Annotated in this window: 26 protein-coding genes; 13 read left to right on the plus strand and 13 right to left on the minus strand. The window is 36.3% G+C overall.

Annotated features, from left to right (window positions below):
• The first annotated feature begins 25 nt into the window (after positions 1-25).
• Positions 26-2,017 (plus strand): excinuclease ABC subunit UvrB, encoded by a 1,992-nt coding sequence (gene uvrB / locus AC5P2S_RS00555; RefSeq protein ID WP_283415788.1) that lies wholly within the window; start codon positions 26-28, stop codon positions 2,015-2,017.
• A 36-nt stretch (positions 2,018-2,053) separates the two neighbouring features.
• Here uvrB and AC5P2S_RS00560 read toward each other — a convergent pair whose 3' ends face one another.
• The 4 genes from AC5P2S_RS00560 to AC5P2S_RS00575 all read right to left on the minus strand — a co-directional run bounded on the left by AC5P2S_RS00560 (position 2,054) and on the right by AC5P2S_RS00575 (position 4,947).
• Positions 2,054-2,308, minus strand: a complete 255-nt coding sequence (locus AC5P2S_RS00560) for a DUF3820 family protein (protein ID WP_494557050.1) — start codon at positions 2,306-2,308, stop codon at positions 2,054-2,056.
• A gap of 12 nt (positions 2,309-2,320) precedes the next feature.
• On the minus strand, positions 2,321-3,409 hold the full coding sequence (locus tag AC5P2S_RS00565; protein ID WP_494555853.1) for an AI-2E family transporter: 1,089 nt from the start codon (positions 3,407-3,409) through the stop codon (positions 2,321-2,323).
• A gap of 22 nt (positions 3,410-3,431) precedes the next feature.
• The gene (locus tag AC5P2S_RS00570; protein WP_494555854.1) at positions 3,432-4,160 is read right to left on the minus strand and encodes a beta-carotene 15,15'-monooxygenase; all 729 of its coding nucleotides are present in this window, start codon (positions 4,158-4,160) and stop codon (positions 3,432-3,434) included.
• A 70-nt stretch (positions 4,161-4,230) separates the two neighbouring features.
• The gene (locus AC5P2S_RS00575; RefSeq protein WP_494555855.1) at positions 4,231-4,947 is read right to left on the minus strand and encodes a DUF2189 domain-containing protein; all 717 of its coding nucleotides are present in this window, start codon (positions 4,945-4,947) and stop codon (positions 4,231-4,233) included.
• Between the two features lie 208 nt (positions 4,948-5,155).
• On the opposite strand from AC5P2S_RS00575, the gene AC5P2S_RS00580 reads away from it, so the two are divergent.
• Together AC5P2S_RS00580 and AC5P2S_RS00585 are read left to right on the plus strand one after the other, a co-directional pair.
• The gene (locus tag AC5P2S_RS00580) at positions 5,156-6,100 is read left to right on the plus strand and encodes an aminodeoxychorismate synthase component I (protein ID WP_494555856.1); all 945 of its coding nucleotides are present in this window, start codon (positions 5,156-5,158) and stop codon (positions 6,098-6,100) included.
• Positions 6,084-6,710, plus strand: a complete 627-nt coding sequence (locus AC5P2S_RS00585; protein WP_494555857.1) for an aminotransferase class IV — start codon at positions 6,084-6,086, stop codon at positions 6,708-6,710. The genes AC5P2S_RS00580 and AC5P2S_RS00585 overlap by 17 nt, the downstream gene beginning before the upstream one ends.
• On the opposite strand, the gene AC5P2S_RS00590 is transcribed toward AC5P2S_RS00585, so the two are convergent.
• The 4 genes from AC5P2S_RS00590 to AC5P2S_RS00605 form a co-directional block, all read right to left on the minus strand.
• Entirely contained in the window at positions 6,707-7,117 is a 411-nt protein-coding gene (locus AC5P2S_RS00590; protein ID WP_494555858.1) for a hypothetical protein, read from the minus strand. The genes AC5P2S_RS00585 and AC5P2S_RS00590 overlap by 4 nt on opposite strands.
• Positions 7,118-7,129: 12 nt before the next feature.
• Complete coding sequence (gene menD, locus AC5P2S_RS00595) at positions 7,130-8,794, minus strand: 2-succinyl-5-enolpyruvyl-6-hydroxy-3-cyclohexene-1-carboxylic-acid synthase (RefSeq protein ID WP_494555859.1); 1,665 nt, start codon at positions 8,792-8,794, stop codon at positions 7,130-7,132.
• Between the two features lie 184 nt (positions 8,795-8,978).
• Entirely contained in the window at positions 8,979-10,019 is a 1,041-nt protein-coding gene (locus AC5P2S_RS00600; protein WP_494555860.1) for a PA0069 family radical SAM protein, read from the minus strand.
• Positions 10,020-10,265: 246 nt separating this feature from the next.
• The gene (locus AC5P2S_RS00605; RefSeq protein ID WP_283415778.1) at positions 10,266-10,460 is read right to left on the minus strand and encodes a hypothetical protein; all 195 of its coding nucleotides are present in this window, start codon (positions 10,458-10,460) and stop codon (positions 10,266-10,268) included.
• A gap of 158 nt (positions 10,461-10,618) precedes the next feature.
• On the opposite strand from AC5P2S_RS00605, the gene AC5P2S_RS00610 reads away from it, so the two are divergent.
• From AC5P2S_RS00610 to AC5P2S_RS00625, 4 genes are all read left to right on the plus strand, one after another.
• The gene (locus AC5P2S_RS00610; protein WP_283415777.1) at positions 10,619-11,938 is read left to right on the plus strand and encodes a 2TM domain-containing protein; all 1,320 of its coding nucleotides are present in this window, start codon (positions 10,619-10,621) and stop codon (positions 11,936-11,938) included.
• Between the two features lie 18 nt (positions 11,939-11,956).
• Positions 11,957-12,256, plus strand: a complete 300-nt coding sequence (locus AC5P2S_RS00615) for a 2TM domain-containing protein (protein WP_494555861.1) — start codon at positions 11,957-11,959, stop codon at positions 12,254-12,256.
• The gene (locus AC5P2S_RS00620; protein WP_124801221.1) at positions 12,243-12,545 is read left to right on the plus strand and encodes a 2TM domain-containing protein; all 303 of its coding nucleotides are present in this window, start codon (positions 12,243-12,245) and stop codon (positions 12,543-12,545) included. Before AC5P2S_RS00615 ends, AC5P2S_RS00620 begins: the two co-directional genes overlap by 14 nt.
• A 124-nt stretch (positions 12,546-12,669) precedes the next feature.
• The gene (locus tag AC5P2S_RS00625; RefSeq protein ID WP_494555862.1) at positions 12,670-13,413 is read left to right on the plus strand and encodes a LytR/AlgR family response regulator transcription factor; all 744 of its coding nucleotides are present in this window, start codon (positions 12,670-12,672) and stop codon (positions 13,411-13,413) included.
• A gap of 65 nt (positions 13,414-13,478) precedes the next feature.
• Here the strand turns inward: AC5P2S_RS00625 and mnmA are convergent, their stop codons facing one another.
• A complete protein-coding gene (gene mnmA / locus AC5P2S_RS00630) occupies positions 13,479-14,666 on the minus strand; it encodes a tRNA 2-thiouridine(34) synthase MnmA (protein ID WP_494555863.1) in 1,188 nt (395 codons plus the stop codon).
• Between the two features lie 113 nt (positions 14,667-14,779).
• Here mnmA and AC5P2S_RS00635 point away from each other — a divergent pair, with 113 nt between their 5' ends.
• Positions 14,780-15,304 (plus strand): hypothetical protein, encoded by a 525-nt coding sequence (locus tag AC5P2S_RS00635; RefSeq protein ID WP_494555864.1) that lies wholly within the window; start codon positions 14,780-14,782, stop codon positions 15,302-15,304.
• A 112-nt stretch (positions 15,305-15,416) separates the two neighbouring features.
• On the opposite strand, the gene AC5P2S_RS00640 is transcribed toward AC5P2S_RS00635, so the two are convergent.
• Positions 15,417-16,001, minus strand: coding sequence for a Crp/Fnr family transcriptional regulator (locus tag AC5P2S_RS00640; protein WP_494555865.1), 585 nt, complete (start codon positions 15,999-16,001; stop codon positions 15,417-15,419).
• Positions 16,002-16,053: 52 nt separating this feature from the next.
• Complete coding sequence (locus tag AC5P2S_RS00645) at positions 16,054-18,588, minus strand: ATP-dependent Clp protease ATP-binding subunit (RefSeq protein ID WP_283415769.1); 2,535 nt, start codon at positions 18,586-18,588, stop codon at positions 16,054-16,056.
• A gap of 143 nt (positions 18,589-18,731) precedes the next feature.
• Between AC5P2S_RS00645 and AC5P2S_RS00650 the strand changes: the two genes are divergently transcribed.
• From AC5P2S_RS00650 to AC5P2S_RS00660, 3 genes are all read left to right on the plus strand, one after another.
• Positions 18,732-18,980: a uroporphyrinogen decarboxylase gene (locus AC5P2S_RS00650; protein ID WP_494555866.1), complete on the plus strand. Its 249-nt coding sequence runs from the start codon at positions 18,732-18,734 to the stop codon at positions 18,978-18,980.
• Between the two features lie 3 nt (positions 18,981-18,983).
• On the plus strand, positions 18,984-20,084 hold the full coding sequence (locus tag AC5P2S_RS00655; RefSeq protein ID WP_283415767.1) for a glycosyltransferase: 1,101 nt from the start codon (positions 18,984-18,986) through the stop codon (positions 20,082-20,084).
• Between the two features lie 67 nt (positions 20,085-20,151).
• Positions 20,152-20,667, plus strand: coding sequence for a DUF4251 domain-containing protein (locus tag AC5P2S_RS00660; RefSeq protein ID WP_494555867.1), 516 nt, complete (start codon positions 20,152-20,154; stop codon positions 20,665-20,667).
• Here the strand turns inward: AC5P2S_RS00660 and meaB are convergent, their stop codons facing one another.
• Positions 20,668-21,654 carry a methylmalonyl Co-A mutase-associated GTPase MeaB gene (gene meaB, locus AC5P2S_RS00665; protein WP_494555868.1) on the minus strand — a complete coding sequence of 329 codons (987 nt, stop codon included), beginning with the start codon at positions 21,652-21,654 and terminating at the stop codon, positions 20,668-20,670.
• Between the two features lie 88 nt (positions 21,655-21,742).
• Here meaB and AC5P2S_RS00670 point away from each other — a divergent pair, with 88 nt between their 5' ends.
• Positions 21,743-22,033 (plus strand): c-type cytochrome, encoded by a 291-nt coding sequence (locus tag AC5P2S_RS00670; protein WP_283415764.1) that lies wholly within the window; start codon positions 21,743-21,745, stop codon positions 22,031-22,033.
• 81 nt (positions 22,034-22,114) lie between these two features.
• Here AC5P2S_RS00670 and scpA read toward each other — a convergent pair whose 3' ends face one another.
• On the minus strand, positions 22,115-24,241 hold the full coding sequence (gene scpA, locus AC5P2S_RS00675; RefSeq protein WP_494555869.1) for a methylmalonyl-CoA mutase: 2,127 nt from the start codon (positions 24,239-24,241) through the stop codon (positions 22,115-22,117).
• 462 nt (positions 24,242-24,703) lie between these two features.
• On the opposite strand from scpA, the gene htpG reads away from it, so the two are divergent.
• Positions 24,704-26,593 (plus strand): molecular chaperone HtpG, encoded by a 1,890-nt coding sequence (gene htpG / locus AC5P2S_RS00680; protein WP_494555870.1) that lies wholly within the window; start codon positions 24,704-24,706, stop codon positions 26,591-26,593.
• Positions 26,594-26,656 lie beyond the last annotated feature (63 nt).

The raw sequence follows: 26,656 nt of genomic DNA on the forward strand, positions 1-26,656 counted from the left end.
ACATATTATTTCGTAAATTTGTTAGATGCAATTCAAACTTCAATCAGAATATCAACCAACTGGAGATCAGCCTCAAGCGATAGAAAAATTAGTAGAAGGAATCAACATTGGTGAGAAATATCAGACACTTCTCGGTGTTACTGGTTCCGGAAAGACCTTTACGGTTGCCAACGTTGTGCAGCGGGTTCAAAAGCCGACTTTGGTTCTGGCACACAACAAGACTTTAGCGGCTCAGCTTTTTATGGAGTTCAAGGAATTTTTTCCTGAAAATGCAGTTGAGTATTTTGTAAGTTACTACGATTATTATCAGCCCGAAGCTTTCATTGCCTCAACCAACACTTACATCGAAAAAGATCTGAGTATCAATGAAGAAGTTGAAAAACTGAGGTTGTCTGCTACTGCAAGTTTGCTCTCCGGAAGACGGGATGTTTTGATTGTGGCATCGGTTTCCTGTATCTATGGTATCGGAAATCCGACCGAATTTCATAAATCACTAATCACAATCGAAAAAAATGAAAAGTTATCCAGGACAAGATTACTTCATCAATTAGTTAGTGCCCTGTATTCCAGAGCTTTGAATGAATTTCAGAGAGGAACATTCCGTGTTAAAGGTGATGTGATTGATATTTACCCGGCTTATGCAGATACAGCAATTAGGATTCAGTTTTTTGGAGATGATGTAGAGAAGATTCAGAGCTTTGATCCTGTTTCCGGAAATGTGATTTCTAATTTTGACTTAATTAATATTTATCCTGCCAATCTTTTTGTAACGACGCCTGAAACGATGCAAAGTGCAATCCGTCAGATTCAGGATGACCTGGTAAAACAGGTTGATTTCTTTAGAGAAATCGAAAAACCTTTGGAAGCCAAACGTTTGGAAGAAAGAACAGAACTGGATTTGGAAATGATTCGGGAATTGGGTTATTGTTCAGGAATTGAGAATTATTCCCGTTATATGGACGGGCGTTTGCCAGGAACAAGGCCATTCTGTCTTTTGGACTATTTCCCGAAAGACTTCTTAATGGTGATTGATGAAAGCCACGTCACCATTCCTCAGGTTCATGCGATGTACGGCGGCGACCGAAGCCGGAAAGAAGTTCTGGTGGAGCACGGGTTCCGATTACCTGCGGCTATGGACAACAGACCTTTGAAATTCAATGAATTTGAAGATATGCAGAATCAAGTGATCTATGTTTCGGCGACACCTGCGGATTATGAACTCGAAAAAACAGGCGGAACTTATATCGAGCAAATCATTCGTCCAACAGGACTTTTGGATCCGATCATCGAAGTTCGTCCGACAATGAATCAAATTGATGATTTGATCGAAGAAATCCACAAAAGAGTAGAATTGGACGAGAGAGTTTTGGTTACGACTTTGACCAAAAAAATGGCGGAAGAGCTTACGAAATATTTTACTAAAGTTGGAATCAGAACAAGATACATCCATTCTGATGTGGAGACTTTGGAAAGAATCCAGATCATGCAGGATTTGCGTTTGGGATTATTTGATGTTTTGGTTGGGGTTAATCTTTTAAGAGAAGGTTTGGATTTGCCGGAAGTTTCATTGGTTGCCATTTTGGATGCTGATAAAGAAGGGATGTTACGTTCCAGAAGATCAATGATCCAAACAGTTGGTAGAGCAGCCAGGAATCTGAATGGACGTGCGATAATGTATGCCGATAAAATCACAAAATCTATGCAGGCGACTATCGATGAGACTAATTATCGTCGTGAAAAGCAGATGAGATATAATGAAGAACACGGCAAGGTTCCACAGGCATTGAACAAAAAAATCAGTGAAAATCTGGTCGGCAGAAGCAAAGATTTTCCAGACGAAAAATATACACACAAAGAGATTCTCCTGGAAGTTGCTGAAACAAAAGCTAATTACGGAAGTGAAGATATTGAAAAAATCGTGGCTCAAAAACAAAAAGAAATGGAAACCGCAGCTAAGAATCTTGATTTTATAAAAGCCGCCAAATTGCGTGATGAGATTGCTGCTTTGAAAGGATAAACAAAAAGTTGGAAATTATTTTCCAACTTTTTTAATTTAAAATTTATAATTCTTTGTTTTAGATTTTTGAAATTCCACTTTTCCACGAATCGGAATGAGTAAATCCATTAAACCATTCAGTTTGATCTCATAGATTGTTGAGAGTTGCATCCCCAATTTTCCTTGTGGAAAGCCACTATTTCTCATAAACCATTCGAGATAAGAAATTGGCAGATCTGCCAAAATTGTTTCTTTATATTTTCCGAAAGGCATTTTGACTTCACAAATTTCTTTCAGTATTTGCGGATTAATTCCTTCCATTTTTTAAATAATAAGATCTGTTTTATTCTCAAGCTCATCATCAGCAGGAAGTTTGAGAGGCGGCGGTGTGTCGTCTTCAGAAAATTCATCGCGGTAAACCTGGATTAGCAATACTGTAATCGACATCAGGATCGGACCGAAAATCAATCCCATAAATCCGAAAATATTCATACCCATAATAATTCCAAAAACGGTAATCAAAGGATGGATATCTTCCAGTCGTTTCAGTAATGTAAATCTCAATAGATTATCCGTTAAGCCGACAATCACCAATCCGTAAATCAATATTCCAACACCTGTCCCGGTTTGTCCTTCTGCAATCATGAAAATTCCGACAGGAAGATAAACTATCGCCGCACCCACGACTGGCAACATTGATGCTAATGCGGTTAATGCAAATAAAAGCATCGGGCTTGGCGCTCCGAAAATATAATAACCAATCAAAGCAACAATACCTTGTCCTAGCGCTACAACAGGAATACCAATGGCATTTGCCATGACAAGCTTTACAAACTTATCGCCCAGCATTTGCGTGTTAGCCCTTTTAAAAGGCATGGCTCTCGCTGCCATTCTTTCAAATAATCTGGCTTTTACAAACATAAAATACAGCACAAAGTACATCGAAATAACAACTGTAAATGTATTGACAGTTGTACTCAGAGCTTTTGTAGAAAAGGTTCCTGCAAAGTTGGTAACCTTAGCAATGTTTTCTTTGCTGAGAATGTCAAACCCAACTTTCTGAAAAATAAACTGATGTATTTTCTCCAGAAAAATATTAAATTTCTGCATATAAACCTGTGCATTTCCTAGTTTGGAAACCAATTGATCAACAGTGAAATAGACAGGTAAAATCAGAATAATCAAGGAAGCGAGCATCAAAACAGTTGAGGATAACCAAGGCTTCCAGTTCTTCTCTTCGATCAGATAGAAATTATACTTTCTGCAGATGATGTAAAGTGTAATTGCTCCAAGGAATGAAGGAATGAATAATGCCAGATTCCAGCAAATTAATCCAACAAAAACACAAATAAGAAGAATTAATGCGACCTGTTTGATAACAACAGAATCTATTGGTTTACCGGAATCTGACATAGTTTATTTTGAATTTATTTTATTAGCCTAATTGTCTGGGTGAGCCAAAGTATGCACAATAAGTAGAATACATTGCAATATAAGCGAATGGAATTGTAAGATAAACTCCAACACAACAAAGTACAAAACCGGCAATACTGATGAGCGCAGCTAAAAAAGCAGTAAATAAAATCGTGCCATAGTTTTCCTGAGCAATATTGAATGATTTCTTAAGTGCGTCAAACGCGCTTGCTTTTTCAAAAATCAAAATCGGATAACCTAAAAAGAAAAAAGGCATTGCAAAAAATGCAGGAAGAATGCACATTAAAAACAAAATGGTTAAAGCAATTTGAGTAATGAAAGCATATATAACGATATTAATGAAATTCTGCTTATAAGCAAAAAAGATATCAGAAACTGTAATGGGCTGTTTATAATTGGATTTGTTAGCGACATAAATGAGACTTACAAAAATAGGCGTCAAAAGAAGTGTTACTAAAAAGTTAGCGCCACTGTAAGCTGCAAATCCAGGCGCAGTGATAACATCTTTATAATCAATATTTCCGCCGGAATCCTTGATCTGCTCCACCAAAAGGGCAGAGTTAAAACCCGTAAGCAACTGTATAAGATAGCTAAGTAAAAAATAAATAACAACTGCCAAAAAGCAGTATAAAAAAGTATTTTTAAAAATTTCCAGAGCGTGAGAAATTATAGCTCCTGCCTCTCTGTTAGGAGATGTAGCCTGCGAATCGAATTCATTAAAATTTTCCATTGAGTTTATTTTTGTAGTTGATACTCAAATCTACACAAAAATTTTTTGAAATGGATGAACTCAGGAAAAATTATTCCTGAAAATCAGCAATCAAGTGTTTGTAAAGAACATAAATTACGGCATTCCAAAACGGAAATGTCACGAAGATTCCAAAAAAGAAAATGACAAGTCCACAATAAGAAACTAATATAGAAACCAGACAAGCCAGCAAAACCACAATAATATTTTTCTGAAAAACCTGAACACTGATCCTGAAAGCCCGGAAAAAATTGTAATTCTTATAAAGAACCAAAGCCGGAACAAACAACATCATTCCCATCCAAAATAGGCTCAACGGCGGAATAATCAGAATATAGCTGTTAAGAATATTCCAGAAAAGCGAGTAAATCAAAAATAAAAAGAAATAGTGGCCTTGGAATCCAGCAAACAAATCCGACATTGCAACAGGCTCGCCGATATCCAGTTTCCTGTAGATTTTGAGAAAGCCTATATTCAAAGGGAAAATTACAGATTTGATGACGAGAATAGCCATTGTAAAATACATAGCGTTTTCGGTTTTCATCAGTTCCTCGTACTTTTTTATAAAAGCTGGAAAATCAGAATACATCAGTTGTGAGAACTGATTCACTTGCTCAAAAAGCCCGTAGTATCGGAACGCATAAGCACCGGCAAACATAATCACAGAAAAATAGATCACCGTAAACAACAGCTGAAACGGCAAAGTCCTCATCCAATATTGATAGGCTTCTGTAAGTATTTTTCCAATTTCCGGTTTTTGCGTCGTCATTCCTCAAACTTTTTTGCAAAAGTAGCCATTATTGTTTTGGAAATATATCGCAAAGGCACAAAATTATTTATCTAATCTTTTTAAGGCACAAAAACATCCAATATTGGAAACTTTGCGACTTATCAATTGTATTAGATTATTAAATTGCGCCTTTGCGATACAAATTCCTATTTTTGTTTTTATGTTTGAGAATCCGCAGTTTCAAAAGATGGACGAATTATCGGAAAAAAAAGAACCGTTCTTTTTTCTGATTAATTTTTTGATGAGTGAGGTCAGAATCTTCACAAAAAGCGAAATTGAGAATGAAGCTTTGTTGATTGATTTTCCGAATATTACAAATGTCAATTATCAACACGCGACAATTCCGGATTTTGAGTGGAAATCATTTCCGGAAACATTAGAGGATTATAAAAAAGGATTTGATCGGGTTCAGGAAAATATCAGAAAAGGAAATTCTTATTTGACAAATTACACAACGAAAACAGAAATAGAAACAAACTTAAGTTTAGAAGATATTTTCAAATTTTCAAAGGCAAAATATAAAGTTCTGTTTAAAAATGAATTCGTATTTTTCTCACCGGAAACTTTTGTGGAAATTGTTGATAACAAGATTTTTACCCATCCAATGAAGGGAACCATTGATGCAGAAATCGAGGATGCAGAAAATATTTTGAAAAACGATCCGAAAGAAAAAGCAGAACATTATACGGTTGTTGATTTATTGAGGAATGATTTGAGTATGGTTGCGAACAATGTTCAGGTTAAAGAATTTCAAAGAATCGATTATATTAAAACCAAGCAGAAAAATCTCTTGGCAATGAGTTCGGAAATCGAAGGCGAAATCAAACCGGAATATCAAAATAAAATCGGAACCATTCTTCAAAAATTGTTGCCGGCAGGTTCTATTTTAGGCGCGCCAAAGCCCAAAACCATGGAAATCATTTTGGAGTCTGAGCAATATGAGAGAGGGTTTTATACAGGAATTGCGGGTTATTTTGACGGAAAAAATCTGGATTCCTGCGTAATGATACGTTTTATTGAAAAAGAGAACGACCAACTGTTTTTCAAAAGCGGAGGTGGAATTACCCATCAAAGTGACCTTATCAGCGAATACAAAGAAATGAAAAACAAAATTTATGTCCCGATTTATTGAAAGCATCAAAGTTGAAGACCAGAACATTTTCCTGAAAGAACTTCATCAGAAAAGGATGAACGACACTTTTTCGAATTTCGGAAAAGTATGTAAAATCGATATTTATAATTTATTCCTAAATCTTGAACATGATGAAGATGGACTTTATAAATTCCGGATCGAATATGATCTGGAAAACAATTTCAAAACACAAATCATTCCTTATGCGATTTCAGAATTAGGTGATTTCGAATTAGTTATTGATAATGAAATCGATTATAGCTTTAAGTCTGCTGACAGGACTCAATTACAAAAAATGAAAGATAAAAGTCACGCAGCTGAAATCATTATTGTGAAAAATAATCAGATTACAGACACTTCATATTCCAATCTTTTGTTCCTTAAAGATAAAACTTGGTTCACACCGAAAAGTTATCTGCTGAATGGCGTAATGAGGCAAAATCTTTTACAGTTAAAAGAAATCCAAGAAATAGAAATCACTTTAGATAATATCAAAGAATTCACACATTTTCAGTTGATCAATGCTTTGAATGACTTCGATGATATGTTCGTTTATCCGATTGAAAAAATCATTAACCTGCCGAAAGAGGAATCGGATTTGGAGTTTTAATTTATTTTAGAGATTACAGATTCAACGGAATTATCTTCAAAAGTAGTTGTAATTGTTGCAGAGTTATTTTTGATTTTAAAAATTCTACATTTCAAACCACCATTAGAATTAATATAAATATCAGCTTCATCAAATTTACTCTTTAGAGTATCTATAAATAAAATATATTCACAATCATTTATCCATTTTAGATTGTAAATCCTTTTATTTCCTATTTTTTTACCTGTTTTTAAATCGAAGGTTTCCTCAGATTGAGAATTTTGTTTTCTATCTAAAATATATTTTCTGTTATCAAATTTATTAACGAGTTCAAACTTACCAATATGAAAATCTTTACATTTTAAATCATGTTCATTTTTAAAACAAACAACTGAAAGAAGAGCAAAGCAAAGAAATAGATTTTTCATACTGAGTTTCGCTTACTTCAAAGCTTCAAAATACTGCTTCAAAATACCCGCATTATCACATTCAGAAGTCATAACTTCCAATATTTTCGGTTTCGCATCCGGCTTGAAATAATTAGGTAAAACTCGGTCAAGAGAGATTTCATCTTCAACTCGTGTATATTCAAATCCGAAATTCTTTGCTAATAATTCTGCATTTCTGTGATGCTGTGTTGCAATGAACTCGTCCAAAGCATTCGTTCCGCTTGGTCCGGGAATGATTTTGAAAATATTGCCTTCCCCATTATTGAAAATCACAATCCTCGTGTAAGGTGGAATGTACTGATTCCAAAGTCCATTGATATCATAGAAAAACGACAAATCACCGGTAATTAAAATGGTTGGTTCATCTTCCATCATTGCAAATCCCATTGCGGTAGAAGTACAGCCGTCGATACCGCTGGTTCCTCGGTTGCAATACACGTCATATTTTTGATATTCAAATAATTGTGCATATCGGATTGCCGAAGAATTGGAAAAGTGAATCCGGTAATTTTCAGGAACTTGATTGGATAATTGATTGAAAAGATAAAAATCCGAAAATGGTGCTTTGTTGAGATATTCCTCGTGTTTCGCATCTTTTTTATCTTTCAGAACGTCCCAAAGATTGAAATAAGCTCTGGGTTCCAGATTAATAGATTTCAGTAATTTGGAAAAGAAGACTTCTGGTTTTGTTTCAATTTTTTGACTTAGAACAAAATATGTATCGGGCTGCCAGTATTCATCAATATGCCAATGTTGCTTTGGTTTGGCTTTTCTTAGGAATTGCTTCACTCTTTTAGAAACAACATTTTGCCCGATTGTAATCAACAAATCCGGCGCATAAGTGTGATAATCTTCTTCAGAAAAATCAGTAATATAACGATCGATATGAGCAAAAAACTTATCGTGATGAAGATTAGAATTCATTTCTGTCAGAACCACAACAGTGTGATTTTTAACTAATTGTGAAAGTTGAGCTTCCAATTCCGGATTGGGAGATAATGTTCCTGCCAAAATCATAATTCTCTTGGAAGTATTCCAATCTGCTATCAGATTTGATGGAACTTCGTAATTCTTTTTCTGAATCGTTTTCTCAACAGCCGGCATTACAGGCAATTCTTCCAACAAATTGTAGAGAGGTTCTGTCAAAGGAATATTGATGTGAACCGGCCCGCTTTTTTCGATGCAAAGTTCAACTGCTTTTTTGATTGTTTCGAAATTATAATCATCAGCGCGGTCTTTTTCATCTTCCAGCAATTCGAAATCGCCGTAAGAATGCTGCTGGAAAATATTCTTCTGACGAATCGTCTGTCCATCAAAAATATCAACAAAATCCGCAGGCCGGTCTGCTGTCAAAACCAAAAGCGGTACATTCTGATAAAACGCTTCCACCACCGCAGGATAATAATTAGCTGCAGCAGAACCGCTTGTACAGGTGATAGCCACGGGTTTTTTAATTGATTTTGAAATTCCCAAACCTACAAAAGCCGCCGCTCTTTCGTCCACAATACTGTAACACTGGAACGCATCAATCTCGGAAAAATGAATCGCCAAAGGTGCGTTTCTGGAGCCTGGAGAAATGATGATTTTATCGATGCCGTACTGTTCAAGAATATGAGCTAGAATCTGGATGCTTCGTTTTGCGGAATATTGCTTCATTTGGGAAAATTACTGAGAAATAAATCAGTTTGCAAATTTAATTAAAAGACTTGTTTTATTTTATCACAAAGGCGGAAAAATGTAAACAACTTGCTGTTCAAGCCGCAAAGATTGTATTCTGATTTTAATTTTGCGACTTTTAACGAATTACAATTAAGAATAATTTGTGATTTTGCGATAAAAACTAAAACAATCGCAATTGCTGTGTTCTGCTTCCTGTAAAATGCTCGGTTGTGAGAATTACTCTTTCACGATTATTAAAAAACTTCTTCTTCCCGATTTCAAAAGTTTTATGAATCATTTCTGCAATATTGCCTTCGCCTTGATAACGTTGGAAAAAACGCTTTTCACCAAGATTTCCGCCTCGCATTGAGCGGATGAGATTCAGGACTTTGTCTTTTCTGTCGGGGAAATGTGCTTCCAGCCACTGGACAAAAACGGGTTCAACAGTATCATTCAGTCTGACCAGAGTATAACCGCAACTTCTTGCGCCGGCTTCGGAAACAGATTTCATTATAAAAAGGCTTTCGTCACTTGTCAAAGCAGGAATCACAGGCGCAATCATCACATTCACAGGAATATTTTTCCCGGATAAAACTTCGATCGCTTTCAGTTTGTTTTTGGCTGTCGAAGTCCTTGGTTCCATTATGCGTCTCAAATCTTCATTAAGCGTCGGAATGCTCATATTAACCGAAATCAGATTTTTCTCTGCCATTTTTTCAAGAATATCCAGATCTCTCAAAATCAAAGCGTTTTTGGTGATGATGGAAACCGGATGTCTGTAATCCAAACAAACCTGAAGCAGTTTTCTGGTAATTTCGAACTGTCTTTCAATGGGTTGGTAGCAATCGGTATTCCCGGAAAGCATAATTGGTTTCGGAATGTAAGATTTCTTCTGAAAAGTTTTTTCCAAAAGTTCCGGCGCATTTTTCTTGACCATTAATTTTCTTTCAAAATCAATTCCTGCGCTGTAACCCCAAAATTCGTGAGTAGGTCTTGCAAAACAATACGAGCAACCGTGTTCACAACCCTGATATGGATTCATCGAATAATCCATGGGCAAATCCGGACTCTTGACAACATTGATAATCGTCTTTGGAAAAACTTCTGTAACCTGAGTCTTGATTTTTTCCAATTCATAGTCTTCCGGCTCGAACGTATATCTGTCGAACCGGTTGATGACGTTGCGTTGCGCACCCTGACCTTTTGGAATTAAATCTGACATAAGTTGAGAAAATTAATGCAAAGGCACAAAGAAAAATGATTAAAAATCTGTTTTAAGTCGCAAAACTTTGCGTCTTAAAGAAGTTAATAAGGAAATAAACTTTCCGCCTTTGCGATAAAATTGATTGGAATTATTGTTTCAAAATTATCACTTGAAAAATGAAAAATATCTTAAAATTCCGGAAAGTTTTCCACAAAAAAATCCGGCTCATAGGAACCGGAATTATGTATAATTAAATAGCTTATATTATAAAAAAGCTTCTAATTCTATACCATCACCTGATCCTGCGTAAGGTTTTCTCGGAGAGCTGAATAGCAAATGATGGTCAGAATAATCGCTGTTATAAAGTCTGTTTTTTAAATATTTTCTTACCGCAATGGCGCTCAGAACAGCTGCTGTTCCGAATAATCCCGCAAATATGATTTCGATATTTCTCTTCATACTAATAATTAATTTCAATTCTCAAAAGCAAATAGTGTTCCTTTTTATTTTATCCAAAATGACAATTTTTACAATTCAGTCGGATTTTTATACAGTTCGGTCAATATTAATTGCTTAACTTCTGGTATTGAAATAATTTTGAATCAAGAAATTAGAATATGAATAAGAAACCATTGATAACGCTCACCTGGATTACACTTGGCTCGTCCATTTTTTTCTTCACTTTTTTCTCTGATGAGAAAACTTTAGAAAGCTTTGGTTATAACTTGCTTATTTCAGGAATGTATGCTTTTGGATTAGGCTTAAGTAATGGTTTTTTAAATGATTTCCTCAACAAAAAATTTTCATGGACGGAACAGACCAGACTTAGAACCATTTTAGGAATCGTAGCAACCATCATTGTCAACTTTGTAGTCGTTTATTTTTGTAATTATATCAATTTTGTGATTATTCAGAAGGTTTCTACTCAAGAAGAATTCTTCTCAGGAAAATATAATTTTACCAATTGGTTTTTTGTCAATTTTGCCTTGATGATTTCAGCTTTTCTCCACGCCAAAGGCTTTATGGAGGAACTAAAAAAAAACACCAAACAAGAAGTTGTAGAACAGAAACTGATTGCAAAATCTGCCAACGCCCAATTCGAATCTTTGAAGAATCAATTGGATCCGCATTTTCTTTTCAATTCACTTAATGTCTTAACCGCTTTGATTGATGAAAATCCTGAACAGGCACAGAAATTCACCACATCGATGTCGAAGATTTACCGTTACGTTCTGGAAAAGAAAGATAAAGAAATGGTCAAAGTGGAGGATGAGATAGAATTTGCTAAAATCTACTGTAATCTTTTGAAAACCAGATTTGAAGACAGTGTGAATTTTATTTTTGAAGTTAATAATGATGATTTACAAAAATTCGTGGTTCCACTTTCTCTGCAATTATTATTAGAAAACTGTATCAAACATAATTTCGCGACCTCATCAAAACCTTTGAACATCAGAATCTTTACGGAAGGAAAATTCCTCTGTATAGAGAATAATCTCCAGGTAAGAGAACAGTTGAAAGAAAGTGCAGGAATCGGTTTGGCGAACATCGTTCAGCGTTATGCATTGCTTACTAAAGAAAATGTATTCATAGAAAAATCAGAACAGACCTTTAAAGTCAAAATCCCCATATTAATCGAAAAAAATTCTCAGACAATGACAACTTATACATCAGAAACCACAGAAAATGTAGCTTACGAAAGAGCGGTAAAAAGAGTAAAAGAACTGAAAGGATTCTATGGAAACTTAATCTCTTATTGTATCGTCATCCCATTTTTAGTTATCATCAATCTTTTGACTTCTTCCAAACAAATTTGGTTTTACTGGCCAATGCTAGGATGGGGAATCGGACTTGTGGCACACGGAATGACCGTCTTCGCCATCGGTAAAAACTGGGAAGAAAAGAAGATTCGTGAAATAATGAACAATCAGAAATAATCTTTTAAATCAATAACAATGGAACATATTAATAAAGACAATCCACGTTACGCAATGGCTGTGGAAAGGGTACAAAAAATCAAAAAATTCTATTCCGGGTTAATCGTTTTTGCAATTGTATTCGGAGTGGTTTACGGTATCAGATTTTTCAAGCACGGATTTTCGCAGAACCTTGGCGATATGCACGTTTCCTGGATTTTTATCATCTGGGGATTGATTCTGGCGATCAAAGGAGTTAAGTTATTTTTCTTTAATTCCGATTGGGAAAATGATATGATTAACAATGAAATTAAAAAGCAAAGCAATGGAAATTATTAATGATAAAAACGATATCCAATATCGTGAAGCTGTAAGAAAAGTAAAACGTCTGAAAAGCTTTTACACGCATCTGACAATCTATGTTCTTGTGAATCTATTTCTTATTTTTGCTAATTGGAGCGAAATCCGGGAAGAACATAGTATTTGGAGCTGGCAGATTTGGGCGGTTCCATTCTTTTGGGGAATCGGATTGGTAGCACAAGCTGTGGGTGTTTTTTGTCCCAGATTTTTCTTCGGGAAAGATTGGGAGGATAAAAAAATCAAAGAATTAACGGAAAAGTATAAATAGTTTATCGCAAAGACGCTTTAATAATTACACAGTTAAGTCACCAAGTTTCAGCATATTTTTTTGCGGCTTAATTTTTTTAATTGCCAGAAAATAGCGCTTTTATGATAAAAATAAAACTATAAAAATGATAAGAACGATAATCATCGAAGACGAAAAACCAGCCGTCAGAAGGCTTGAAAAATTATTAGGTTTATTTGCTGATTTAGAATTAGTTACGAGCCTTAATTCTGTGGAAGAAGCCGTTGGTTGGTTTCAGCAAAATGAACATCCACAATTGATTTTTTCGGACATTGTTCTTGGTGATGGATTATCGTTTGATATTTTTGATAAAGTCTCTACCAAAGCTTTTATCATCTATACGACGGCTTTTGATCAATACACTTTGAAAGCGTTTAAACTGAACAGTATCGATTATCTTCTGAAACCGATTGAGGAAGAAGATTTGGCAAAAGCCATTGAAAAATTCAAATCATTTCTGCCGGAAGAAGGATCGGTTAATTCACAGGAAATCAGGCAAATCGTTAGAAAAGAAAAATCGACACTTTCCAGAATTTTGGTGAAAATCGGGTACAATCTGAAAGTAGTTTCCATTAATGAAATAAGTTGTTTCTTCAGCGAGAACAAAATTGTTTACCTACAAACCAAAGAACGAACTTATCCAACGGATTTTACATTAGACGAATTGGAAAATGTTTTGGACGAAACCAAATTTTTCCGGGTAAATAGGCAATTTATCATCAGTTCTGATTACATCAAGAATATCCATACTTCCCCAAATTATAAAGTCGATTTGGAATTCCAACCGGATGAAGAAATCACAGTGAGCAGGGAACGAGTGAAAGATTTTAAGGATTGGCTTGCGGGATAAAGAGAAACCCTTTCAGAGTTCAAAACTCTGAAAGGGTTGTATAGGCTTATTTATTTTTCTTGTAATTAACTGATCACACCACTTCCAATCAGTTCATCATCAATATACCAAGCAGCAAATTGTCCTTCAGCAATTGCAGATTGAGGATTTTCAAACTCCATAAAAAATCCTTCTTCGAATTGATAAATCGTTGCTTTTTCCAATGGTTGACGGTAGCGGATTCTTGCCATCACATCCATCAATTCTCCGTTTTTCAATCTCAGATCTTCACGAACCCAATGAACTTCAGAATTATCGATTTTAAGTGCCTTTTTATATAGTCCAGGGAAACTTTTTCCTTCTCCAACAAAAAGAATGTTATTTTCCATATCTCTGTGGATGATGAAACAGCTTTCTTTATGGCCGCCAATCCCCAAGCCTTTGCTCTGTCCGATGGTAAAGAATTGTGCACCCTGATGTTTTCCAATTATTTTTCCATCTTCTTTTTTATAATTGATGTTCGCAGACAGATATTCCAGTTCTTCCTGTTTTGAATTGAAGTTTGGTTGAGATTTATGATATTCAGCTAAATCATTGAAGATTTCTACAATTTCGCCTTCTTTCGGGACCAATTGCTGCTGAAGAAAAGTCGGTAAACTTACTTTTCCAATGAAACAAAGTCCTTGCGAATCCTTTTTGTCAGCCGTTACCAAGCCTTGTTCTTTCGCAATTTCACGGACTTCAGGTTTTGTTAGTTCACCAATCGGAAACAACGCTTTTGACAATTGGTCTTGGCTTAATTGGCAAAGGAAATAACTTTGGTCTTTGTTATTATCTTTCCCGGCCAAAAGATGGAAAATTTCTTTCCCATTTTCATCTGTTGTAGAATGAACTCTGGCATAATGTCCTGTTGCAACCTTCTCAGCACCAAGCGATAAAGCCGTTTTCATAAACACATCGAATTTCACTTCCCGGTTGCAAAGCACATCTGGATTCGGTGTTCTGCCTTTCTGATACTCATCGAACATATAATCTACAATTCTTTCTTTGTAGAGTTCACTCATATCAATTACCTGAAACGGAATTCCTAATTTTTGTGCGACGAGAAGCGCATCATTGCTGTCTTCTATCCAAGGACACTCGTCCTCCAAAGTTACCGACGCATCATTCCAGTTGCGCATAAAAAGTCCGATAACCTCGTGACCCTGCTTTTGCAAAAGATAAGCGGTCACGCTAGAATCTACGCCTCCGGAAAGGCCCACTACTATTTTCATTTGATTTCAATTTTACGAAACTCTTGACGGGAGTTCTTAGTTTGATGCCGCAAAAGTACGATTAAAATATTCGTCAAAAAACCATAATTTTAAGCATTGATAAAAACAATATTATGAAGAAAATTTTCACATTAGGTTTAATAGTAATTAATATTCTTGCGTATTCTCAAATCGCCATGAATTCAGGAACACAGTCTAATCGCTGGACCTTTGGGGGTGGTTTAGGCGTTGGATTCGGAAGTAATTCTTATTTCAATCTGCAAGTTTCCCCTAGAGTTGGTTATAAAATTACAGATCAATTAGAAGGCGGAATCATTGGAAATGTTTCCTGGCAAAGCTCAGACTATTACAAATCAACAATGTTCGGAGTTGGTCCTTTTGTAAATTATTATTTTGCAAGATCGTTTTTTATTGGCGCCAATCTTCAGCAATATTTCATCAATTCAAAAGAAAAATTCACAGGGTACAAATTTGATACAGATGAAACTGCGTTATATCTTGGCGGCGGCTATATGCAGAGTCTGGGCAATAATGCTTTTGTACAATTCGGGATTATGTATAATGTGCTTTGGAAAGAGAGAAGCAGTATTTTTAGTTCAGGTTTTATTCCTAGTGTCGGATTTGTGGTAGGGTTATAAAAAAATAAAGCTCTCCTTCATTTTCATCATTGTGTGTTTTAAGGTAGAATAGGAGAGCCTTATTATGAGCAGCAAATGTATAACCAAATTTTGAGGTAAAAATTAACGTTTGTTAATTTCCTCGTAAAATTCGTTTTTTTATTCTGCTTAATGAGACAGGAGTGATTCCCAGAATGGATGCGACATATTTAGAAGGCACTTTTTTAAGAACCTCCGCATTCTCTTCAAGGTGTTTCTGATAACGCTCTTCGGGATTGAGTAACACGAAATCTTCAATATTATTTAGTAAAATTCCAATCATCATTAGAAACATATTTCCACGCAAATTATTAAGCGAAATGCTTTTCTGTGCGCCTTTGTCTATGGCATCATAAGTCAGTTCAAAAACTTCTGTTTCTCCCACAGATTGATAATAAAATTTTGAAGGACGTTTAAAAATAATCCCTCCATAATTACCGACAAAGCTTTTCTTATTATGAAAAAGCATTGTCTTTTCTGTACCGTTTTCCAAAAGATGATAGACCCGAATAATACCACTTTTAATATAAAAAACCTTGGTGTTATTGTCACCGGGAGAAATAAAAATCTCGCCCGATTTGTACTTTTTAAAAGATATTGATGGCAATAGTAATTCTAAATCTTCTGGAGTAAGCCCTGGAATGTTTCTTAATAAATAATCTTTTAATTCAGTTGTCATATTGATATAAAAAGACCACCTAAATGTTTAGGTGGTCAAACTTTATTTTAATTTATTCCTTAATACTTTCTTTAGTACTTTTTACTTTTTGTGATTCGCCTTCCAGTCCATCCTTAGCTTCATTAACTTTAAGAACAACTTTTTGTCCTTCACTGAATTGTTTATTAACCAGCATCTCTGCTAACAGGTCTTCGATGTACTTCTGGATAGCTCGTTTAAGAGGTCTGGCTCCAAAATCTTTATCCCATCCTTTCTCAGCAATAAAATCTTTGGCCTCATCAGTTAATTCAACTTTATAGCCTAATTTTTCAAGTCTGCTGTAAAGTTTTCCTAACTCAAGGTCGATGATTCTTCTGATATCTGTTTGCTCAAGAGAATTGAAGATAATAATATCATCGATTCTGTTCAGGAATTCAGGAGCAAAGGCTTTTTTCAAAGCACTTTCGATCGTTGATCTTGCTCTTGCATCCGAATTGGTTTTTTTCGCATTAGTTCCGAAACCAACACCGTCACCGAAATCTTTCAAGTCTCTGGTTCCGATGTTAGAAGTCAGGATGATAATCGTATTTCTAAAATCAATTTTTCGTCCAAGAGAATCTGTTACGTGACCTTCATCCAAAATTTGCAATAAAATATTGAAAACATCTGGATGCGCCTTTTCAATTTCGTCCAAAAGAACAACCGCGTAAGGTTTTCTTCTAACAGCTTCGGTTAATTGTCCACCTTCTTCGTATCCAACGTATCCCGGAGGCGCACCAACCAATCTTGATACGGCAAATTTCTCCATGTATTCACTCATATCAATTCGGATCAATGCTTCATCAGAATCAAATAATTCACGTGCCATTACTTTCGCCAATTCGGTTTTACCGACACCTGTTGTTCCAAGGAAAATGAATGTTCCGATAGGTCTGTTCGGATCCTTCAATCCGGCTCTGTTTCTTTGGATGGCTTTCACAACTTTCTTAACAGCATCTTCCTGACCAATCACTTTTCCATTAAGCTTTTCGTCCATTTGAGCCAGTTTATCCAGTTCGTTTTTACCAACTTTGGTTACAGGAACGCCACTCATCATTGAAACAACTTCCGCAACATTTTCTTCGGTTACTTCTTCTTTTTTCTCCTTAACATCTTTGTCCCATTGTTCCTGAGCAAGGTTAAGTTCAATCTGAAGTCTTTCTTCCTCGTCTTTCAGTTTTCTGGCTTCCAGATAATCCTGAGCTTTTACCGCTTGTTGTTTCAGTTCCTTCACTTCTTCGATACGTTTTTCGTGATCGATGATTTCGGTTGGAACTTTCATATTCTTGATATAGACTCTTGATCCCGCTTCGTCCATCGCATCAATTGCTTTGTCCGGTAAGAATCTGTCTGTGATATATCTTGCCGTCAGATTAACACAAGCATTAATCGCCTCGTCGCTATAATGAACATTGTGATGATCCTCATATTTATCTTTGATCTGATGAAGGATCTGAATCGTTTCTTCAATAGAAGTCGGTTCAACCATTACTTTTTGGAATCTTCTCTCCAAAGCGCCATCTTTTTCGATGTATTGGCGATATTCGTCCAAGGTTGTTGCTCCGATGCATTGGATTTCTCCTCTTGCCAAGGCAGGTTTGAACATATTAGAAGCGTCTAAACTTCCTGTTGAACTTCCTGCGCCAACAATTGTATGCAGTTCATCAATGAAAAGAATGACATCTCTGTTTTTTTCCAGTTCCGTCATGATCGCCTTCATTCTTTCTTCAAATTGACCACGATATTTGGTTCCGGCAACAAGACTTGCAAGATCCAACGTAATTACTCGTTTACCATAAAGAACTCTGGAAACTTTTTTCTGCTGGATTCTTAATGCTAATCCTTCTGCGATTGCAGATTTACCAACTCCAGGTTCACCAATCAGTAGAGGATTGTTTTTCTTTCTTCTTGATAGAATCTGAGAAACACGTTCGATCTCTTTTTCACGGCCAATCACAGGATCAAGTTTGCCGTCTCTTGCTAATGCCGTTAGATCACGACCGAAGTTATCCAAAGTCGGGGTTTTACTTTTTTGAGAACCAAGATTTCCTGTTGGTTTTTTCATCTGGCTGTATGGTTCTTCTTTCTCATCATCGTCGTCATAAGCGCTGTTTTGCGGCAATTGATCTGTGTTCTTCAACAGCGTTCTGTAAGCTTTTTGCACCGCATCATAATCGATGTCATAAGCCTGTAGAATGCTGGATGTCGGATCTTCCTGCTTGTACAGAATTCCTAATAAAAGATGTACAGTATTGATATCTGCAGATTGATATTGACGGCATTCCAGTTCTGATCTTTTTACAGCCTGATCAGCCATTTTTGTGAAAGAAATACTTCCCATATTTGCTGTGAAAGGATTAGTGTTCACAGCACTTAAGGTTTCTATTTTTCTCTTTATCTGGGTGAGATCTGCACTAAGATTTTCCAGGATTTCTTTTGCAGAATTTTCAGTCTTGATAATTCCTAAAAGGAAATGTTCAGTATTCAGAAACTCACTCTGCAAACGTCGTGCTTCATTTTTGCTTTGCTTGAACACGCGGTTCAAACCATCTGAAAATTTATAATCCATAATTAAAAATATTCACTAAGTTATGTTTTTTATAAACAATCCTACAATAATTAATTGTAAAATTTAAATATTTGGTTGCAAATTAATTGCCAACTCAAAAAACAGGACTTTATGACATTAATTTTTTTTGTTGCTTCAAAAAAATGTTTAGGTTTGTAGTCCTCAAAAATCAATACATGAACAATTGGGCAGAATATGTCGGTTACCTGGCTTCCGCATTTGTGGTTGGAAGCTTTTTATTAAAACAAATTAAAATGATCCGTATGATCAATCTTCTGGGCTGTATCTGCTTTGTAATCTATGGGATATACAGCGGAATGCTTTGGCCGATTATTATACCGAATGCTGTCCTGGCATTGGTTCAGATTTATCATCTAATAAAAAACGATTAAAAGATGAGAGTTATTGTAAGCGTTTTTAATAATCTGTATACAGACCAACGTGTTGAAAAGGTTTGTAAAACGCTTTACGATAACGGTTATCAACCAATTCTGATCGGAAATAATTGGTTAGGTGATCCGGCAATGCAGCGTCCGTATCCTTTTGTTAGGATTTCTTTAAAATCTAAAAAATTGAGATTTGCATATATAGAATTTCAACGGAAACTCTATCAGGAAATCAAAAAATATGCTGACAATAAGACCATTTTGCTAGCTAATGATCTGGAAACAATAATGCCAAATTATCTCATTTCTAAAAAATTGGGAATTCCTTTGGTTTTTGACAGCCATGAGATTTTTACAGAAATGCCGACAATCCAGGGCCGCTGGGTGAAAAGTGTGTGGAAAAAAATCGAAAGCACTTTTATTCCAAAAATTAAAAGGATGATAACGGCAAGTGATTCCTATGCCAACTGGTTTGTAAAAGAATATAGGATTAATAAACCTGTTGTTGTGAAAAATTTTCCGAAGAAATTAGAATTTAATGGAGCGAATGAAAATTCTCCCAAAATTATTCTTTACCAAGGCTGGCTCAATTATTCGCGGGGTATTGATAAAGCCATTCTTGCAATGCAATCGATTAACAATGCAGAACTTTGGATTGCCGGCGGCGGTCCAATGGAAAAAGAATTCAAAGAAATTGCTAATCATGCTAATGTTTCGGATAAAGTTAAATTTCTTGGAAAACTTCATCCGGAAGATCTTCGCAAATTGACGCCAAAGGCTGATGTAGGGATCAGCATCGAAGAAAATAATGGACTGAGTTATTACTATTCTTTACCCAACAAAATTTCAGATTACATCCAATCCAGAGTTCCCGTTGTCGTATCAGATTTTCCGGAAATGAAGAATATTGTGAATACTTTCGGTGTTGGAGAAATCATAGAAAATCATTCTCCCGAACATCTTGCGGAGAAACTGAACACAGTTTTGGAAAAAGGGAAAGCATCTTATTTATACAATCTCAATGTGGCTGCGGATGAGCTCTGCTGGGAAAATCAAGAAGAAAAGATTCTAAAAATCTTTGCAGATGCCAGCAAGGAAATTCTTCAATAATTAACTTTGTAGTAATTTCAAAATCTAAGTTGTACAGTTTTTGATTCAATCCAATAAAATATCTATTATGAAATCTTTTGTAATAATGGTTGTAGCTGTTTTTTCTCTATTGAGCTGCAGTTCACAAATATATCTTGACCCTACGACGCTGAGTTCTGTTGTAGAAAAAAAAGAGTTTGATTTCAATGCTACAAGAGCATTTCCAACCAATTATGACGTTATTAATGTAATGAACTCAATACCTGGTTCTACGGGAACCCGGCTTTTGAATCTTGATCCTGGCTATGGATTCAATCTGAAAAAAAATTTGTTTAGTGTTGCTTTACCTTATTTTGGAAGAGCTTTTAATGTTAATCCTGGCGATGCTACAAAAGGTGGTTTGACTTTCGAATCTAAAGAATTCATGGTGAAACAATCCACAAGTAAAAAAGGAAATACACTATTGGTAATTACGCCCAATGATCAAAGAGAAAATTATGTTTTCAATTTGGAAATTTTCAAAAACGGGAGTGCATTTCTGTCGATTCAATCCAATAACAGGCAGCCAATCAGCTTTGACGGGAATATTTCGGCTCCAAAGTAATTAGTTTCCAAATATTTTTTTAACAAATTCACTGGCTTCGGAACTTGGATTAGATAAAAGTTCTGAAGCATTTTTTTTATGTTCCTGGAAAGAATTGGCAAGAAGGAGATCATTTTTAGCTTTCTCAAGAATATACTCTCTCACCCAAAATTCGAAGCGCTTCTGAGCCTGGTTTTTTCTGGTTTCAAAAAAAGTCCCGTTTTTAGTTTTTAACGTGATATAATTCTCGATTTTATTATAGATTTCATCCAATCCTGTTTTCTCCAAAGCCGAACCCAAAATCACCGGAATTTTCCAGTCTTTTTCTTTCGGAGTAATGAATTGTAAAGCTCTTGTGAGTTCAGTTTTTGTCATTTTAGCCTTAGATAGATTCTCGGAATTAACTTTATTAATGAAAATCAAATCTGCCATTTCCATTATTCCGCGTTTAATACCCTGTAACTCATCACCGGTTCCGATGACTTTTAGAAAAAGAAAAACGTCGGTAATATCATTCACCAAAGTTTCACTTTGTCCAACACCAACGGTTTCTATCAGGATATAATCAAAACCTGCGGCTTCGCAAATCAAAAGACTTTCAAAAGTCGTATTCGCAATGCCACCAAGAAATCCGGAACTCGGACTTGGCCGGATAAATGCGTTTGGGTCTTTTGCCAACTCTTCCATTCTGGTTTTGTCGCCAAGAATACTGCCTTTGTTGATCGAGGAACTTGGATCAATCGCCAGAACAGCAACTTTTTTTCCTTGTTTGATGGCATATTTTCCAAAGCTTTCTATGAAGGTTGATTTGCCAGCGCCGGGAACACCTGTAATTCCAACCCGGACAGATTTTCCTGTGAATGGCAAAATTTCCTTCAGTAACTGATCGGCAATTTCCCGATGTTCAGGCTTTTTACTTTCAATCAATGTAATGGCTTTTCCCAAAATCCTTTTATCAGAAGATTTGATTCCGTTGATGTAATCTTGTAAACTGATTGATTTGTTCATTGGGAATTTGGAATTATTACAAATTAGGAGTTAGGTAATTTTCGGAATCTTATATTTTCTATTTTTGATAAGAATAAAATCCAAAAATATGAAAAAAACGATATATGCCTTATGTTTTGTAGGCGCAATTATCTACTCTTGTACAACAAAAACAGTGACGACCTCAACGGCTTCCATCAACACTAGCGCAGAATATGTGACTAAAGGTAAAACCGTATTTGACCAACGTTGTGGCAAATGCCACGGGCTTCCGGAAGCTTCTGACCACACGCCGGAACAATGGAACAAAATCATCGCAAGAATGGCTCCGAAAGCGAAACTGAACCCGGAAGAAACCAACTGGGTTCTGGCTTACGTAACGGTTAATGCGAAGAAATAATATTTAAAATTAAATTAAAAGGAAACCATTGATTGGTTTCCTTTTTTTATATATAGAACGGTAGAAAATACAGAGATTAAATTAAAATCCTAAAAATTTCTCCAAAATATCGACCGCACACTTCGGAAGATTCGTTCCGGGACCAAAAATAAAATCGGCTCCGTTGGCGTAGAGGAATTCATAATCCTGCTGCGGAATTACTCCGCCCACCACAATTGTGATATCATCCGCCCCGAGTTTTTTCAATTCTTCAACAACCTGCGGAACCAGCGTTTTGTGACCTGCCGCCAAAGATGAAACTCCCAAAATGTGAATATCGTTCTCAACAGCCTGTTTTGCCACTTCTTCGGGAGTCTGGAACAAAGGCGCAACATCTACATCAAATCCCATATCCGCAAAGGCTGTTGCTACTACTTTTGCTCCCCTGTCATGACCGTCCTGCCCCATTTTAGCAACCATTAATCTCGGACGGCGACCTTCTTCTTCTTCAAATTTCTGAGTAAGATTCAGGGCTTTTTCAAAATATTCGTTCTTTCCTGCATTCATAGCGTAAACTCCTGAAATTGTTCTAATGTTGGCTTTATACCTTCCAAAACTTTCTTCCATAGCATCGCTCATTTCACCCAACGTAACTCTTCTTCGAGCCGCTTCTATGCACAATGCAAGAAGATTTCCTTTGCCTGTTTTAGCAGATTCTCTGATTTCATTTAAGATCTGTTCAACCGCTTCAGAATTTCTCCCTTCTTTTATTTTATTTAATCTTTCGATCTGTTTTCTTCGAACTTCCGTATTATCAATATCTAAGATCTCGATTTCGTCCTGTTTTAAATCTGATTTGAATGAATTTACCCCGATGATAAATTCTTCGCCACTGTCGATTTTTGCCTGTTTTCTCGCTGCCGCTTCCTCAATTCTCATCTTCGGAATTCCGGCTTCGATGGCTTTTGTCATTCCGCCTTCCTGCTCAACCTCATCGATGTATTTCATGGCTTCTTCGATCATCTGCTGTGTAAGAGATTCCACCAGATTGCTTCCGCCCATCGGATCTACCACATCGCAGATCCCACTTTCCTGCTGAAGGATGATCTGTGTATTTCTCGCGATTTTCGCCGAATAATCTGTTGGAAGTGCAATCGCTTCATCCAATGCATTGGTGTGAAGAGACTGGGTTCCGCCCAATGCTGAAGATAAAGCTTCAATTGCCGTTCTTGTGATATTGTTAAATGGTTCCTGCTCCGTTAAAGACCAACCCGAAGTCTGCGAGTGAGTTCTTAAAGCTAAAGATTTGGGGTTCTGAGGATTGAATTGCTTTAATAATTCAGCCCAAATATATCTTGCAGCACGCATTTTTGCGATTTCCATGAAGTGATTCATTCCGATTGCCCAAAAGAAAGATAATCTTGGTGCAAAATCATCGACATTCATTCCTGCTTTTATTCCTGTTCTTACATATTCCAAACCGTCTGCTAAAGTGTACGCCATTTCCAGAACCGGCGTTGCTCCGGCTTCCTGCATGTGATATCCTGAAATTGAGATGGAGTTGAATTTCGGAATATTCTGAGAAGTATATTCGAAAATATCTGCAATGATCTTCATAGAAGGTGCAGGCGGATAAATGTAGGTATTTCTCACCATAAATTCCTTCAAAATATCATTCTGAATCGTTCCTGAAAGTAAATCCTGGGAAACGCCCTGCTCTTCTGCAGCCACAATATAAAAAGACAAAATTGGCAAAACTGCACCATTCATCGTCATGGAAACGGAAATCTGATCTAATGGAATTTCATTAAATAAAATTTTCATATCCTCCACGGAATCAATCGCAACACCGGCTTTTCCAACGTCTCCTACAACTCTCGCATGGTCTGAATCATAACCTCTGTGTGTCGCCAGATCAAAGGCTACTGAAAGTCCTTTTTGTCCGGCAGCCAAGTTTCTTCTGTAAAATGCATTGGATTCTTCTGCTGTGGAAAACCCTGCATACTGACGAATCGTCCAAGGTTTCTGAACATACATCGTAGAATACGGACCTCTTAGATAAGGCGCAATTCCCGGGGAAGTCTGTGTTAATTCTTTATTTTTAACATCTTCTGCAGCATATTTTGATTTTAGTTCCAAACCGTCTTTTTCAAACGAATAATTTTGTGAATAGGAATTTAATTCAATGTTTTGAAAATCAGGGTTTTGATTTTTTATTTTGTAGCGCATCTTGCTTTTTCTTGATGAAAGTAAATGTATGAATTTTTAAAAATTGTTTTAATAACAAAGACGCAAAGTTTTTTCAAAGGATTATTTAAGTTTTTGAAAACAGACATTACTCTTATTATAAATTGTGGTCCTTGTGAAAGCCTTGTGACCTTTGTGGTTTTTCCAAGCGACAATTTGTCATTATTTTTTTGATGGTCTTTTTTTTGAGAAAGTTGATCGAAGGCGAAGCTGCGACAGGGATAGTAGTGGAAATCCTTTTGCTTTTTAGATTCTTCACTTCGTTCAGAATGACAAATGTTCTTAAAAGCAAAAGATTGCAACGGATAGCCCGGTGACAAAATAGCGCAGGGAAAAGCTTTGGCTTTTGGCAGTCGCCCGAATCATTATTGATAATTTATGATTGATAAATGATTCTGATTCGGGATTTTGAGTTGAATACTAATAATAAAATTTAAAATAAATATGGCAACAGGAAGTATTAATGTGTCGGTGGAGAATATTTTTCCGCTGATTAAAAAGTTTCTTTACAGCGACCACGAGATTTTTCTTCGTGAATTGATTTCCAACGCAACAGATGCAACAACAAAGCTGAAACATCTGACAACTATTGGTGAAGCAAAAGTGGAGTACGGAAACCCTATGATTGAAGTGAAGATTGATAAAGATGCGAAAACGCTGACGATCAAAGATCAGGGAATCGGGATGACTGGCGAGGAAGTTGAAAAGTATATCAATCAGGTGGCATTTTCCGGAGCGGAGGAATTCTTGGAGAAATATAAGGATTCTGCGAAAGATGCTGGAATAATCGGACATTTTGGTCTAGGATTTTATTCGGCGTTCATGGTGGCGGAAAAGGTGGAAATCCTAACGAAATCTTACAAGGAAGATGCGAAAGCAGTTCGTTGGATTTGTGACGGAAGTCCGGAATATACATTGGAAGAAATTGATAAATCTGACAGAGGAACGGAAATCGTGCTTCATATCGCAGAGGATTCGACAGAATTTTTGGAAGATTTCAGAATCCGAGAATTGCTGACAAAATATAATAAGTTTAATCAAATTCCGATTAAATTCGGAACTAAAAAAGAGCAACTTCCTCTTCCGGAAAACGCGCCGGAAGGAATGAAACCGGAAGAAGTGGAGATTGATAACATCATTAATAATCCACATCCTGCATGGACAATTGCGTCAAGTGACCTGACCAATGAGGATTATGTGAAATTCTATCACGAACTGTATCCGATGCAGTTTGAAGAGCCTTTGTTCCATATCCACCTGAATGTGGATTATCCTTTCAATCTGACCGGAGTTTTGTTCTTTCCGAAATTAGGAAACAACCTGAATATTGAGAAAGATAAAATTCAGCTGTATCAAAACCAGGTTTTTGTGACGGATGAGGTTAAGGGAATTGTCCCTGATTTCTTGATGTTGTTGAGGGGCGTGATTGATTCTCCGGATATTCCGCTGAACGTTTCTCGTTCGTACTTGCAGGCTGATGGCGCGGTGAAGAAAATCTCTTCTTATATCACGAAAAAGGTGGCGGACAAAATGGTTTCTTTGATTAATGACAATCGCGAAGATTATGAAAAGAAATGGAATGACATCAAGATTGTGATTGAGTACGGAATGATTTCGGAAGATAAATTCTATGAAAAATCTGACAAGTTTGCGCTTTATCCAACGACTGACGGAACGTATTATCTTTGGAATGATCTGATCGACAAAATCAAACCAAACCAGACAGACAAAGACGGAAAAACAATTGTTCTTTATGCTTCTAATGCTGACGAGCAACACAGTTATATAGAATCGGCGAAAGAAAAGGGCTATGACGTTCTATTATTAGATTCTCCGATTGTTCCGCACCTGATTCAGAAACTGGAAGCTTCTAAAGAGAACGTTTCTTTTGCAAGAGTGGATGCAGATCATATCAATAATCTCATCAAAAAAGATGAGCCGGTAATTGCTAAACTAAATGATTCGGATAAAGAGACTTTGAAGAAAGAGATTGAAGAATCGATCAATGACAAGAAGTTTACGGTTCAGTTAGAGGATTTGGATTCTACGGATGCGCCGTTTACTTTGACTCAGCCGGAATTTTTCCGCAGAATGAAGGATATGCAGTCAACTGGCGGTAGCGGAATGTTTGCAATGGGCGGTTTCCCGGAGATGTATAATCTGGTTGTGAATTCTAACTCAGATTTTGCCGGAGAATTATTGAAAAAAGATAATGCTGATGAGAAAAAAGCGATGATCAATCAGGCTTTGGATTTGGCAAAATTATCTCAGAATCTTTTGAAAGGAAAAGAACTGACGGATTTTATCAAACGTAGTTTTGAGAGTTTGAAGTAAAACTTAAGGAAATAAATATTTTGGAAACCATCATAGAATGACTATGGTGGTTTTTTATTTTGA

This window comes from Epilithonimonas sp. 33E (assembly GCF_059372615.1).